Annotated in this window: 11 protein-coding genes; 8 read left to right on the top strand and 3 right to left on the bottom strand. The window is 42.7% G+C overall.

Annotated elements, in window-relative coordinates; all coding sequences use genetic code 11:
• Positions 1 to 563: 563 nt before the first annotated feature.
• From B5F91_RS06530 to B5F91_RS06520, 3 genes are read right to left on the bottom strand one after another with little or no spacing between them, the layout of a single operon-like run.
• Positions 564 to 1,715 (bottom strand): cytochrome d ubiquinol oxidase subunit II, encoded by a 1,152-nt coding sequence (locus B5F91_RS06530; RefSeq protein ID WP_087428281.1) that lies wholly within the window; start codon positions 1,713 to 1,715, stop codon positions 564 to 566.
• 42 nt (positions 1,716 to 1,757) lie between these two features.
• On the bottom strand, positions 1,758 to 3,257 hold the full coding sequence (locus B5F91_RS06525; RefSeq protein WP_087428280.1) for a cytochrome ubiquinol oxidase subunit I: 1,500 nt from the start codon (positions 3,255 to 3,257) through the stop codon (positions 1,758 to 1,760).
• A 16-nt stretch (positions 3,258 to 3,273) separates the two neighbouring features.
• Positions 3,274 to 3,501 (bottom strand): DUF4492 domain-containing protein, encoded by a 228-nt coding sequence (locus B5F91_RS06520; RefSeq protein WP_087428279.1) that lies wholly within the window; start codon positions 3,499 to 3,501, stop codon positions 3,274 to 3,276.
• Between the two features lie 147 nt (positions 3,502 to 3,648).
• Between B5F91_RS06520 and B5F91_RS06515 the strand changes: the two genes are divergently transcribed.
• From B5F91_RS06515 to B5F91_RS06480, 8 genes are all read left to right on the top strand, one after another.
• Positions 3,649 to 5,001, top strand: coding sequence for a TolC family protein (locus B5F91_RS06515; protein WP_087428278.1), 1,353 nt, complete (start codon positions 3,649 to 3,651; stop codon positions 4,999 to 5,001).
• Positions 5,002 to 5,015: 14 nt separating this feature from the next.
• The gene (locus tag B5F91_RS06510; protein WP_087428277.1) at positions 5,016 to 6,239 is read left to right on the top strand and encodes an efflux RND transporter periplasmic adaptor subunit; all 1,224 of its coding nucleotides are present in this window, start codon (positions 5,016 to 5,018) and stop codon (positions 6,237 to 6,239) included.
• Between the two features lie 24 nt (positions 6,240 to 6,263).
• Positions 6,264 to 7,016, top strand: a complete 753-nt coding sequence (locus tag B5F91_RS06505) for an ABC transporter ATP-binding protein (RefSeq protein WP_087428276.1) — start codon at positions 6,264 to 6,266, stop codon at positions 7,014 to 7,016.
• A gap of 211 nt (positions 7,017 to 7,227) precedes the next feature.
• The gene (locus B5F91_RS06500) at positions 7,228 to 8,448 is read left to right on the top strand and encodes an ABC transporter permease (protein WP_087428275.1); all 1,221 of its coding nucleotides are present in this window, start codon (positions 7,228 to 7,230) and stop codon (positions 8,446 to 8,448) included.
• Positions 8,449 to 8,616: 168 nt separating this feature from the next.
• On the top strand, positions 8,617 to 9,690 hold the full coding sequence (locus B5F91_RS06495) for a sensor histidine kinase (RefSeq protein ID WP_087428274.1): 1,074 nt from the start codon (positions 8,617 to 8,619) through the stop codon (positions 9,688 to 9,690).
• Positions 9,687 to 10,418: a LytTR family DNA-binding domain-containing protein gene (locus B5F91_RS06490; RefSeq protein WP_087428273.1), complete on the top strand. Its 732-nt coding sequence runs from the start codon at positions 9,687 to 9,689 to the stop codon at positions 10,416 to 10,418. Before B5F91_RS06495 ends, B5F91_RS06490 begins: the two co-directional genes overlap by 4 nt.
• Before the next feature lie 361 nt (positions 10,419 to 10,779).
• Complete coding sequence (locus B5F91_RS06485; RefSeq protein WP_087428272.1) at positions 10,780 to 11,529, top strand: LuxR C-terminal-related transcriptional regulator; 750 nt, start codon at positions 10,780 to 10,782, stop codon at positions 11,527 to 11,529.
• 25 nt (positions 11,530 to 11,554) lie between these two features.
• Entirely contained in the window at positions 11,555 to 12,307 is a 753-nt protein-coding gene (locus B5F91_RS06480) for a DUF1349 domain-containing protein (RefSeq protein WP_239416288.1), read from the top strand.
• Positions 12,308 to 12,456 lie beyond the last annotated feature (149 nt).

The following is a 12,456-nucleotide window of genomic DNA, read 5'->3' as shown; positions in this document are numbered from 1 at the left end:
ACTTGCATGTGTTAGGCCTGTAGCTAGCGTTCATCCTGAGCCAGGATCAAACTCTTCATTGTATAATATCTTCTTTTCAATTCTTTTCTGACTGAGGACGCTCGTCTTATTACTAAGACAAGCCGTTTTCCCGTTATACACTGCTTCTCTTGTCTATCCAAAACATTTCAAATACCGCATGCCCCCGAAGAAAGGGAAACCGCCTGCAAAGATAAGGAGGATTTTTCTCTTCTCCAAATTTTCAGCAAGGTTTTTCATCCAGCGCCCGGCTCGCCGCCGGGCTTCCTTTCCGAAAGCGGGTGCAAAAGTACGGCTTTTTTCCGTACACGCAAACTTATCACGCACTTTTTTTGATGTTTTTTTGAATTTATTTTTAAACGCATTGTAATACAGCCATTTACGGATGAATGGTTTTTTATGAAAGGACTTAGATGCACTGAACCGTACACATTGTTATATTATATACGCGGGAAGAAAGAAGAAAAAAAGAGAATACAAAAACAAACTCCATTGAAATAAACTTCAATAAAGCCTATAACAATGGAGTTTAATTAATATAAAGATTAATAAGCATGTCCGTCTTCTTCCAATTCTTTCAACGATATTGGTTTACGGTCAATAGCTCTCCACGCATAAACGATATAAGCCAATACGAAAGGAACCAAAATCGACACATACGCCATTGTTTTCAATGTAAACTGGCTAGAACAACTATTTGCCAACGTCAAAGAACTCTGTAAATCAGCTGTAGAAGGATAATAAGCTGTATTATTATATCCTACGCATAAAAGCAAAGCCAATACAGTCAATACCGTTCCGACACCAGCAAACCAAATACCTTTTGTATAAACCGGAGACAAAATACTTTTGAGCAATCCGAACAAAACGCCAACCACGCCCACTAAAAACAAGACAAGCAGCAACGGCATTTCCAAAAAATTATGCCAATATTTAAATGGTTCCATAACAATAACTTGTGTTTCCGGATTGACTGCAAAACCGTCCTTAAACAATGTACGAATGACAAATGCTAGAAAAAACAATAAGAAAGGAACCGCATCAGTAACCAATTGACGACGACAACGCGGTATTAATTCTTCATCCCGGATGTTATTGATAAAATACAAATTTCCTAACAATCGAGCCAAGAAAAAGACAGCAAATCCCAAAATGATATTCCAAGGATCAGCAAAAGCATCCAACCCATGCCACCCGTTTGCCCAACGGCTGATGACCGGCATCATATTATCAGTCATACTCTCCTTATTGACAATAAAGTTCGAACCATTGAAAAAAGTAGCTACAGCCGCTCCTAACAATACAGGTCCTACAATACCATTGATAACCAAGAAATACTGATAAACCCGCTTACCTAGCAGATTTCCTAACTTAGACTGGAACTCATAAGACACAGCCTGCACCACAAAACTGAACAAGATAATCATCCATAGCCAATAAGCACCGCCAAAACTTGTACTATAAAACAACGGGAAAGAAGCGAAAAAAGCCCCTCCGAAAGTAACCAATGTGGTAAACGTAAACTCCCACTTACGTCCGGTAGAATTAACTAATAACATGCGCTCTTTATCAGTCCGTCCTAAACGGAACAGCAAAGAATTCCCTCCCTGAACAAAGAGCAAAAACACCAATAAAGCCCCCAATAGGGATACCAAAAACCACCAATAGTTTTGTAAAAACAAATATGTAGTATCCATAATGAATTGTATTTATAATAAATTAATCCGTTAACTATAGATTCAAGCCTTTTCTTCAGGACCTTTCTGAATTGCTTTCAGCATAATGCCAATTTCGGCTATCAGCAATACCGTAAAAAGAATCAGGAAAATAAAGAAGGTAGTCACTACAGAGCCCGTCTCTAATCTCGAAATCGCCGCATTGACCGGAAGCAAATCTTGGATTGTCCAAGGCTGGCGTCCGACTTCTGCCACAATCCACCCCGCCTGACTGGCAAGATAAGCCAAAGGTATGCTTATCAACGCAATATAATGTAACCAATTGAACTCAGACAATTTACGTTTCCGCGCCAAAAACAAAATCAAGGCAAAGAAAACAATGAAATACATTCCCAGTCCCACCATTACACGGAAAGCCCAAAACGATAGCCATACATTAGGCACCAACGAATTAGGATCATCAATATATCCATATCCGAAATAAGGCATATTTTCCTCAATTGTCTCACGGGCAGCATTCATTTCCGCTTGATTACCAGCCTGTTTAGCTTCACGGTAATCAGCCAAAGCAGCTATAGCCTTTTTGCCGTTCTTCATTTTCTCCAATGCAGGAAGAGCCTCCGTACCGTCCGGCAATATATATCCGCCCAATAAAATATTATTGATACCCGGCACATATCCTTCAAAATCATGAGTCGCCAAATAAGAAAGCATCTTCGGAATTTTTATGTCACCGACTACAGTCAAAGCTTCATTCGTACCTCCATCATACAAAGCCTCCATTGCCGCCAGTTTCATTGGTTGGCATTGAGCCACTTGATAAGCCGATTTATCACCGGTAAAAGCAGTCACCAACGAAGCGAACAAACCGACCATTGCTGCAATTTTCATGCTCCCAACCGCAAATTCTTTTTCCCGTTTACGCAATAAGAACCAAGCACTTACACCAATTACAAAAACCGCGCCCAGCATCCAACTGCTCAATACGGTATGAAAGAATTTTGTCACAGCTACTGGCGAAAAAGCCACAGCCCAAAAATCAACCATCTCATTACGCACGGTATCTGGATTAAAAGCCATACCTACCGGATATTGCATCCATGAGTTAGCTACTAAAATCCACCATGCCGAAAATGTAGCGCCCAGCCCTGTCAGCCATGTTGATGCCAAATGGAATTTCTTGCTCACCTTATTCCAACCGAAAAACATCACCGCCACAAATGTAGCTTCCATGAAAAAGGCAACAATCCCTTCGATTGCCAAAGGAGCGCCGAAAATATCTCCTACAAACCAAGAATAGTTACTCCAGTTAGTACCAAACTGAAATTCAAGAATCAAGCCAGTAGCGACCCCTACGGCAAAATTGATTCCAAACAGTTTCATCCAGAACTTAGCAGTCCGTTTCCAATACTCATTCCCAGAAATGACATACAAAGTCTCCATTAGTCCCATAATTACGGCAAGCCCCAACGTGAGCGGTACAAACAGCCAATGGTACATTGCGGTCAAGGCAAATTGGGCTCTTGACCAATCAATCATCGAAGTGTCAATACTTTCTAACATACGTTTCTTTAATTATTTAGTTAATTGATTTAGCAGAACGGTTAATTAATTCATGCCCTACGTACTCCTGTTTCTCTTCCGAAGTCTTCCCACTCAAGAAATCAGGAAAGAAAAACAATTTCAATATGGCAAACATAATGAACAGCTTTATCAGGATAAGAGCCCACAGCGTCCGTCCGATAGTCATCGAACGAAAACCGTCCCAATAAAACTTCCATATACGAAGGATTTGTGTTTTAATCATAATTTAGTTTTATAATGATTACAAAGAAAAACCTTTTATCGGTAAAAAGCAAGTCTTTATCTGTAGAATTTATCCATTAATCTAAATCATTTGATACTTTCCTGAAAGAGTCATACTTTTGTATTGTTAAAACTAAACGAATAATATATGAAATTACGGGTCATCTGCATGTTTACACTTTTAACGGCAAGTATTCCTTTCTATGCACAAGACAATGAAGGAAAGAAAAGCTGGACGTTGGAAGACTGTATCAACTATGCATTAGAAAAAAACATTCAGTTACAACAAGACAAGATTTCACTTCAGGAAAGTGAAATAGACATTAAGGATGCACGTGCCAGCCTTTTCCCTACCTTATCGTTCAGCACAGGGCATAATATGGTCAACCGTCCCTACCAAGAACAAAGCGCAACGGTCAGCGGTACAGAAATCATCAGCAGTAATGACAAGACCACGTATAATGGGAATTACGGCTTAAATGCTCAATGGACTTTGTGGAACGGAGGGAAACGGTTAAACAACCTGAAACAACAAAAGACCAACAGAGACATCGCCCAATTGAGTGTTTCTGAAACCGAGAACATGCTTCAAGAACAGATAGCCCAACTCTTTATCCAAATCCTATATGCCGATGAATCCATCCGCATCAACAAAGGCACGTTGGAAGTGAGTGAAGCTACTTACCAAAGAGGGAAAGAACTGTTTAATGAAGGAAGCATCTCGAAAGCCGATCTTGCCCAACTAGAAGCGCAAGTCAGCAACGATAAATACCAAGTCGTTTCCGCCGAAAGTTCCTTACGGAATTACAAATTACAATTAAAGCAACTTCTTGAATTAGACGGGACAGAAGAAATGGATTTAATCTTGCCTCAGTTGGACAATGAAGACGTTATGAAATTATTGCCCAGCCAAACCGACATTTACCAAACGGCACTTGCCATACGTCCCGAAATCCAAAGCGGAAGATTGAGCATCGAAAACGCTAAGTTAGGCATATCAGCCGCAAAATCAGGATATTATCCTACGATTAGCCTTTCCGCTTCCAGTTCGAGTACGACCAACAGTGCCAGCACAAATAATTGGGCACAACAGATGAAATACGGCTGGAACAACATGATCGGCATCAACTTAAGCATTCCGATATTCGACAACAGGCAGAACAAAAGCAACGTACAAAAAGCAAAACTTCAGTACAATACCAGCCAATTAGAATTGGTAAACAAGCAGAAAGAACTGTATAGCACCATTGAAAGCTTATGGTTGGATGCACTGAACGCCCAGCAGCAATATGCAGCAGCCGAGACCAAAGTCAAAAGCAGCCAAACCAGTTTCGACATGGTAAGCGAACAATTCAACTTAGGCATGAAAAATACGGTTGAACTACTTACCGAGAAAAATAACCTGCTGAGTGCCAAACAAGAATTGGTACAAGCCAAGTACATGGCTATTTTAAACCGCACCTTATTGAATTTTTACGCAGGAAACAATATTGAATTATAATAACAAGCAACAAGATGAAAAACAAGAAGACACTGATTATCATTGCAGTCATCGTTGTACTGATTATCGCAGGATGTTGGATATTCGGCGGAGCCAAAGCAAAAAGCAAAGTAGACTTCGCTACAGAGAAGGCACAAATAGGCAGTGTGAGCAACTCCATTACTGCCACAGGAACCATTGAACCCGTAACCGAAGTCGAAGTCGGTACACAGGTATCGGGTATTATCGACAAAATCTACGTAGATTATAACTCCATCGTCAAACAAGGCGAAATAATCGCCGAAATGGATAGAGTGACTTTGCTGAGCGACCTTCAATCGGCACAAGCCACTTACAACGGAGCAAAAGCAGAATACGAATACCAGAAAAAGCTCTATGAACGGAACCGGAAATTGCACGAAAAGCAACTGATAAGCGATACTGATTACGAACAATCGACTTACGATTACCAACGTGCCCAAAGCACATACGAACAGGCACAAGCAGAACTCTCGAAAGCCGAACGGAATCTGTCGTATGCCACTATTACCTCACCGATTGACGGAATCGTGACCAGCAAAGACGTGGAAGAAGGCCAGACCGTAGCATCCGGATTCGAAACCCCGACCCTCTTCACTATCGCCGCCGACCTGACCCAAATGCAGGTAGTAGCCGATGTAGACGAAGCCGATATAGCCGGAGTAGTTGACGGGGCTAAAGTTACATTTACCGTAGATGCTTATCCCGACGACACTTTCGAAGGAGAAGTGAAACAAGTGCGCTTGGGAAGTGTCAACAGCAGTTCAAGCAGTTCTGCATCAAGCAGCGAAAGCACCGTAGTGACCTATGAAGTGGTAATCAGTGCCAACAATCCCGACCTGAAACTGAAACCGCGCCTGACCGCCAATGTCACTATCTACACACAGATACGCGACAACGTGCTGACCGTTCCGGCAAAAGCCCTGCGCTTTACGCCTAATAAAGAAATCGCAGGCGGACGTGAAATAAAAGACTGTGCCGGAACACCGAAAGTATGGACACTGGAGAACAATGTGTTTACAGCCCATCCGGTAAAGACCGGACTTAGCGACGGAGCCAAGACCGAAATCATAGAAGGCCTCAGCGAAGGGACTGCTGTAGTGACCGAAGCCGTAGTGGCAAGCCCTTTCCCCGAAATGTCTGAAGCCGAACCACAAGGCGAACGAAGCCCTTTCATGCCAGGCCCTCCGGGACGTGACAAAAATAAAGAAAAGAAATAAGAAGGTAAAAGAGATTGTACGGATATGAGTAAAACGGTTATCGAATTACAGAACATCAAGCGGAACTTCATCGTGGGCGATGAGGTGGTCCATGCATTGCGGGGCATCTCATTCACTATCAACGAAGGGGAATTCGTCACTATCATGGGAACTTCCGGTTCCGGGAAATCAACGCTCCTCAATACGTTAGGATGCCTTGATACTCCAACCAGCGGAGAATATTATCTGGACGGTGTATCGGTACGCACCATGAGCAAATCGCAACGCGCCGTCCTGCGCAACCGCAAGATTGGTTTCGTGTTCCAGAATTACAACCTTCTGCCCAAGACAACCGCCGTTGCCAACGTGGAACTTCCGCTTATGTACAACCCTACAGTCAGTGCTGCCGAACGGCGTGCAAGAGCCATTCAGGCACTTATCGCGGTAGGATTAGGCGACCGGTTAGAGCATAAGTCCAACCAAATGTCGGGAGGACAAATGCAACGTGTGGCTATCGCCCGCGCCTTGGTAAACAATCCAGCCGTTATCTTAGCGGATGAAGCGACCGGAAACCTGGATACACGGACTTCTTTTGAGATTTTGGTATTGCTCCAAAAGCTGCATGCCGAAGGGCGGACCATCATTTTCGTCACCCACAATCCCGACCTTGCCCAATACAGCAGCCGGAATATCCGCCTTCGCGACGGGCATGTGATAGAAGACAAAGTGAATCCGAACATCTTGTCAGCCGCTGAGACGCTTGCCGCTTTACCCAAGAACGACGAGGATGATGCATGACCAACCGGCTCCAAACATCTATATACTGCCAAAAAGGCAGTCAGGTGCTGACATAAATGCATACGGCTTCATCCGCCAATGAAGCTAAGTCCATCCGCCAACGAAGCAGGCTTCATCAGCCAAGGAAGCAGGCTTCGTTCAAAAAGACATAAAACCGCGGGAAAAAGCATCCGCTTCTTTCTGCGCCAACGATAAAAAAACAAAAGATAACATGAACGGAACAAACCTATTTAAGATAGCCCTTCGGGCTTTGGCGAACAACAAGCTCCGCGCCTTTCTCACCATGCTGGGAATCATCATCGGCGTAGCTTCGGTTATTGCCATGCTCGCCATCGGGCAAGGCTCCAAACGGAGCATCCAGCAACAGATTTCGGAAATGGGGTCGAACATGATTATGATTCATCCGGGTGCCGAAATGCGGGGCGGTGTGCGCCAAGACCCTTCAGCCATGCAGACATTGAAACTGGAAAACTACGAAAAGCTACGTGATGAATGCGTCTATCTTGCCGCCGTCAGCCCCAATGTATCTTCTTCGGGGCAACTCATCGCAGGCTCGAACAACTACCCTTCTTCCGTGACCGGATGCAGCAACGACTATCTGGAAATCCGCCAACTCACGGTAGAACAAGGAGAAAAATTCAGCGAAAACGATATCCGCACGGCTGCCAAAGTATGCATCATCGGGAAAACCATTGCCGACAACCTTTTCCCTGACGGAAGCGACCCTATCGGTAAAGTCATCCGATGCAACAAAATCCCGCTCCGGGTTATCGGCGTCTTGAAATCGAAAGGATATAACTCCATGGGACAAGACCAAGACGATATTGTTTTAGCTCCTTATACAACTGTTATGAAACGTTTGTTGGCGCAAACCTATTTAAGTGGTATATTTGCATCGGCATTGACCGAAGACATGACCGATGAAGCTGTAGACGAAATCACTTCTGTCTTGCGCCGCGAGCACAAGCTGAAAACGACCGATGAGAATGATTTTACTATCCGTACCCAACAGGAATTAAGCTCGATGCTCAACACGACAACCGACTTGATGACGACCCTATTAGCTTGTATTGCAGGCATTTCACTCGTTGTAGGAGGCATTGGAATCATGAACATCATGTATGTTTCGGTCACCGAACGTACCCGCGAAATCGGTCTACGCATGTCGGTAGGAGCACGAGGCATCGATATTCTCTCGCAATTCCTGATTGAGTCCATTTTAATCAGCATCACGGGAGGACTGATAGGCGTCATATTGGGATGCGGAGCCAGTTTTGTCATCAAAACCGTGGCACACTGGCCTGTCTTCATCCAGCCGTGGAGTGTATTGCTCTCCTTCGCCGTATGTACGTTGACAGGAGTCTTCTTCGGATGGTATCCGGCAAAGAAAGCCGCCGACCTTGACCCGATTGAAGCCCTGCGCTACGAATAACGGCATTACGTTTGATTTTAGTTCCGGAGCTTGTGAAAGTTCCGCTAAAATAACTTTGTTCTTCATAACTTTGGTTTCTTTAATCCGGCTACATACAGGAGCTTGCTCCCTGTAGCCGGATTTTTTAAAAATTACCTGTATCTTTGTACATCATTTACTTTATACGCCATGAAACAAACGACAGACATTCACCGCCATTCTTTGGAAGCCCTGATACATATCATCTGCTGGGGACTGTTCTTTGCGTTCCCCCTTTTTTTCGTGCAACGCACCAACGGCACGATTGACTGGGATGCCTTTTTCCATCATAGCCTTTTCCCGGCATCTACCTTCATCATCTTCTACCTGAACTATTTCGTGCTTATCCCTCATATCCTTTTCCACGAACATACCAAGCGCTTTCTGCTTATCAACTTCCTCATAATCATCTGCATGACCTTCAGCTTACGTTATCTGAATAATCTGTTTAACCCTCCCCCCGCTGATTTCAACCGTCCCCTGCCTCCGCAATTCATTTTCTATTTGCGCGATATGTCGGGACTGATATTCTCTGCAGGGCTTAGCGTAGCTATCCGCATGAGCCTACGCTGGAATCAAGATAAGGCAGCCCAGCGCGAAGCACTGAAAAGCCTGACCGAAGCAGAACTGAAAAACCTCCGCAACCAATTGAATCCGCATTTCCTTCTCAATACATTAAATAACATCTACGCCTTGATTGCATTCGATACCGACAAGGCGCAACAAGCCGTACAAGAACTGAGCAAATTATTGCGGTATGTCCTCTACGATAACCAGCAAATGTTTGTTCCGCTGGCAAAAGAAATCGATTTCATCAAAAACTATATCGAACTGATGCGCATCCGGGTCTCTCCGCAAGTCACGATAGAGACCTCGTTCGACATCAAGCCGGATAGCCAGACCCCTATTGCACCGCTTCTTTTTATCTCACTGATAGAAAACGCATTTAAGCATGGCATATCCCCTACCGAACCCAGTTTCATCCGCATTGCCATAGGCGAAACGGAAGACCAAATACATTGCACCATACGGAACAGCAATTACCCCAAAACCCGTACCGACAAAAGCGGTTCGGGAATCGGGCTGGAACAAGTAAGCAAACGCCTGGAACTAATTTACCCGGGAAATTACCAATGGGAACGAAGCCTTTCGGCAGACGGAAGCGAATACATCTCTTCCCTGAAAATCAAGTTACATCATTCACCTCTAAATAAACAAGCATGAACCTACGTTGCGCTATCATCGATGACGAACCCCTTGCATTAGGGTTATTGGAAAGCTATGTAAAAAAGACTCCAGTACTAACGCTTTGCGGAACCTACTCAAGTGCCGTACAAGCCATGAAGTCATTGCCCGAACATCCAGCCGACCTCTTGTTTCTGGATATCCAGATGCCCGAACTAAACGGGCTGGAATTCTCGCGCATGGTGTCCGAGAACACCCGTATTGTCTTTACCACAGCTTTCAACCAATATGCCATAGACGGATATCGGGTCAATGCCCTCGATTACCTGTTGAAACCGATTAGTTATGCCGATTTTATGGAAGCCGTTAATAAAGCCGTACATTGGTTTGAACTTCAGCAAAAGGCAGAAAGCCATATCTTCCGGCAATCAGAAGGAAACGCAGAAAAATACATCTATGTAAAAAGCGATTACAAACTGATACAAATAGAACTTGACAAGATCTTATACATCGAAGGTTTGAAAGATTATATTAAAATTCATTTGGAAGGAATGGAAAAACCCATCTTGTCTTTAATCAGTATGCGGGCAATGGAAGAAAAGCTTCCAGCCAACCGCTTTATCCGTGTACACCGTTCGTTTATCGTGCAAAAACAGAAAATAAAAATAATCGACAAGGGGCGTATTGTATTCGGGAAAGATTACATACCGGTCTCTGATAGTTACAAGCAAGAGCTCCAAAACTATGTTAACGAACATATTGTTTAAACTTATTCCTTCATTTAACTATTTTTAGCGGACAAAAAAGAGGTTTTTTCTGTAATACGTTTGTCATTTCTAAATATAAGGTTTATATTTGCCTTGTACATAATAACAACAGAAGTTGTGAAACTTCTTATAGAATAGTTTAGTTAAGTCTAGTTTAGTTTTTGTGTTGTGATACTCCAACCATTAGAGAATGGGTGGAGTATCTTTTTTTTTTATTCAACAAGCTCGATAATGTAGCAATACAGGGACAATAGAAGTTTTTCATACTGATTTATAACCATACATTATCAAAAACACAATCATTTAATTGCTGTTCGAAAGGGCATTGCTTATTTTTGCAACCATATAAACAGAGTCATATATGGTAGAAATAGATGATAGATTGAGTAAAAAATTCCATCAACAAATGGATGGAGTATATGCACAAGACGAAGAAGAACGTCTGTGTCTTGTCGCACAGTCATATTCTATTTGTGAGAATTCCATTGCCGTATTAAGCAATCTACGTACCGATAAAAGCCATATTTTCTTCGGAAAGTCTTGTGAGATATTGGGATTAGGCAAATCAAATACGACTCAGACGGTTGATTCTGTATGGGAAGAAGATATTTTCAATCGGATTCATCCAGATGATTGGAAAAAGCGTTGCCTGCAAGAACTGACTTTTTTCCGTATGGTGTCTTCATCTCATGTGAAAGAAATGTTTTCATGGTATCTTGAGAACACAATGAGAATGTGTGGGAAAAACGGGGAATATCACTATTGGAGACATCGTATCTTTTATTTCTCAGGGAGCGGCCAACAAGGAATAAGTTATGCTCTTTGCCTCTACAATCTGACGCCCGAAGATAGCGGAGGAGCTTATCTGATAAATACAATGACGGGAGAGAGAAAACTTCTTGTGATTGATGAGAACCATATTCTCTCTGAACGTGAGAAATTCATTTTGCAGATGATACAAAACGGGAAATCCAGTAAAATGATTGCAGACAGATTGGAAATAAGCAAGCATACCGTAGATCGCCACAGGCAGAATATCATTGCCAAACTACGAGTGAATAACACCACCGAAGCATGTCATCAAGCAAAAAGATTGGGATTGATTGATTAATCAAATAACCATAACATTTATAATTATGCAAAAAGAAGTATTAGTTTTATCCGCGTTGATGCTGGCGGGGACATTCGTATCATGCGGTGGCAATCAACAACAAGACAAAAAGGAAATGAAACAAGAAATGACAACGGAATCAAATGACACGATTATGAAAAAGTTTACAAAAGAAAACCTTTATTGGGTGCGTGAGCCTAAACGCTATTCAATCACCGATTCGGTTATTACTATTGAAACAGAACCGAATACAGACCTTTGGCAACGTACCTATTACGGATTCAGCAATGATAATGCACCCGTGTTGCAAATGAAAACCGCACGAAAATATTTTTCGTTCACAGTCAAAACTTCATTCAACAGTTCCGCACTATTCGACCAATGTGGAATTGCCATATATTTGGACAGCGATAATTGGATGAAAGCATCCATTGAGTATGAAAATGAGGAATATCAACGGCTTGGCAGTGTGGTCACGAACAATGGCTATTCAGACTGGGCTACCCACGACATCCCCTCATCCATACGTGAAATGTGGTATCGGTTAAGCCGTCGCGAAAGTGATTATTATATAGAAACAAGTCTCGATGGCATTCACTTCAAACAAATGCGTTCTTTCCATTTATTTCATGGTGATGGTGAAATATCGTTTGGCATCTATGCTGCCAGCCCCGTAAATCATTCATTTACAGCCAAATTTACAGAAATGAAAATGGAAGACTGCAAATGGGAAGCATGGTCTTCTGAGAAAACAGGATTCAGTCAAACAAAAAAGTAATATAAACACCACAATGAAAAAATACATTTTTACAGCCATATCTGCTATTATGATAGCGACCTGCGCCAACAAAAGAGCAGATGAGATTACAAAAGTTGCAGAAAGCTCCAAATTAAAAGAATAGGTATTAGTTTCCATATTCAGTACAG

The sequence above is a fragment of the Bacteroides sp. An322 genome, from assembly GCF_002161765.1.
Taxonomy (GTDB): domain Bacteria; phylum Bacteroidota; class Bacteroidia; order Bacteroidales; family Bacteroidaceae; genus Phocaeicola; species Phocaeicola merdavium.
The sequence above is the reverse complement of the archived record's forward strand: the minus strand, read 5'-3'. Positions and strand labels throughout refer to the sequence as shown.

Bases quoted from the DNA above. Each gene is read 5' to 3' on its own strand.
- B5F91_RS06530 (WP_087428281.1), bottom strand. From the start codon at position 1,715: ATGGATACTACATATTTGTTTTTACAAAACTATTGGTGGTTTTTGGTA.
- B5F91_RS06525 (WP_087428280.1), bottom strand. From the start codon at position 3,257: ATGTTAGAAAGTATTGACACTTCGATGATTGATTGGTCAAGAGCCCAA.
- B5F91_RS06520 (WP_087428279.1), bottom strand. From the start codon at position 3,501: ATGATTAAAACACAAATCCTTCGTATATGGAAGTTTTATTGGGACGGT.
- B5F91_RS06515 (WP_087428278.1), top strand. From the start codon at position 3,649: ATGAAATTACGGGTCATCTGCATGTTTACACTTTTAACGGCAAGTATT.
- B5F91_RS06510 (WP_087428277.1), top strand. From the start codon at position 5,016: ATGAAAAACAAGAAGACACTGATTATCATTGCAGTCATCGTTGTACTG.
- B5F91_RS06505 (WP_087428276.1), top strand. From the start codon at position 6,264: ATGAGTAAAACGGTTATCGAATTACAGAACATCAAGCGGAACTTCATC.
- B5F91_RS06500 (WP_087428275.1), top strand. From the start codon at position 7,228: ATGAACGGAACAAACCTATTTAAGATAGCCCTTCGGGCTTTGGCGAAC.
- B5F91_RS06495 (WP_087428274.1), top strand. From the start codon at position 8,617: ATGAAACAAACGACAGACATTCACCGCCATTCTTTGGAAGCCCTGATA.
- B5F91_RS06490 (WP_087428273.1), top strand. From the start codon at position 9,687: ATGAACCTACGTTGCGCTATCATCGATGACGAACCCCTTGCATTAGGG.
- B5F91_RS06485 (WP_087428272.1), top strand. From the start codon at position 10,780: ATGGTAGAAATAGATGATAGATTGAGTAAAAAATTCCATCAACAAATG.
- B5F91_RS06480 (WP_239416288.1), top strand. From the start codon at position 11,555: ATGCAAAAAGAAGTATTAGTTTTATCCGCGTTGATGCTGGCGGGGACA.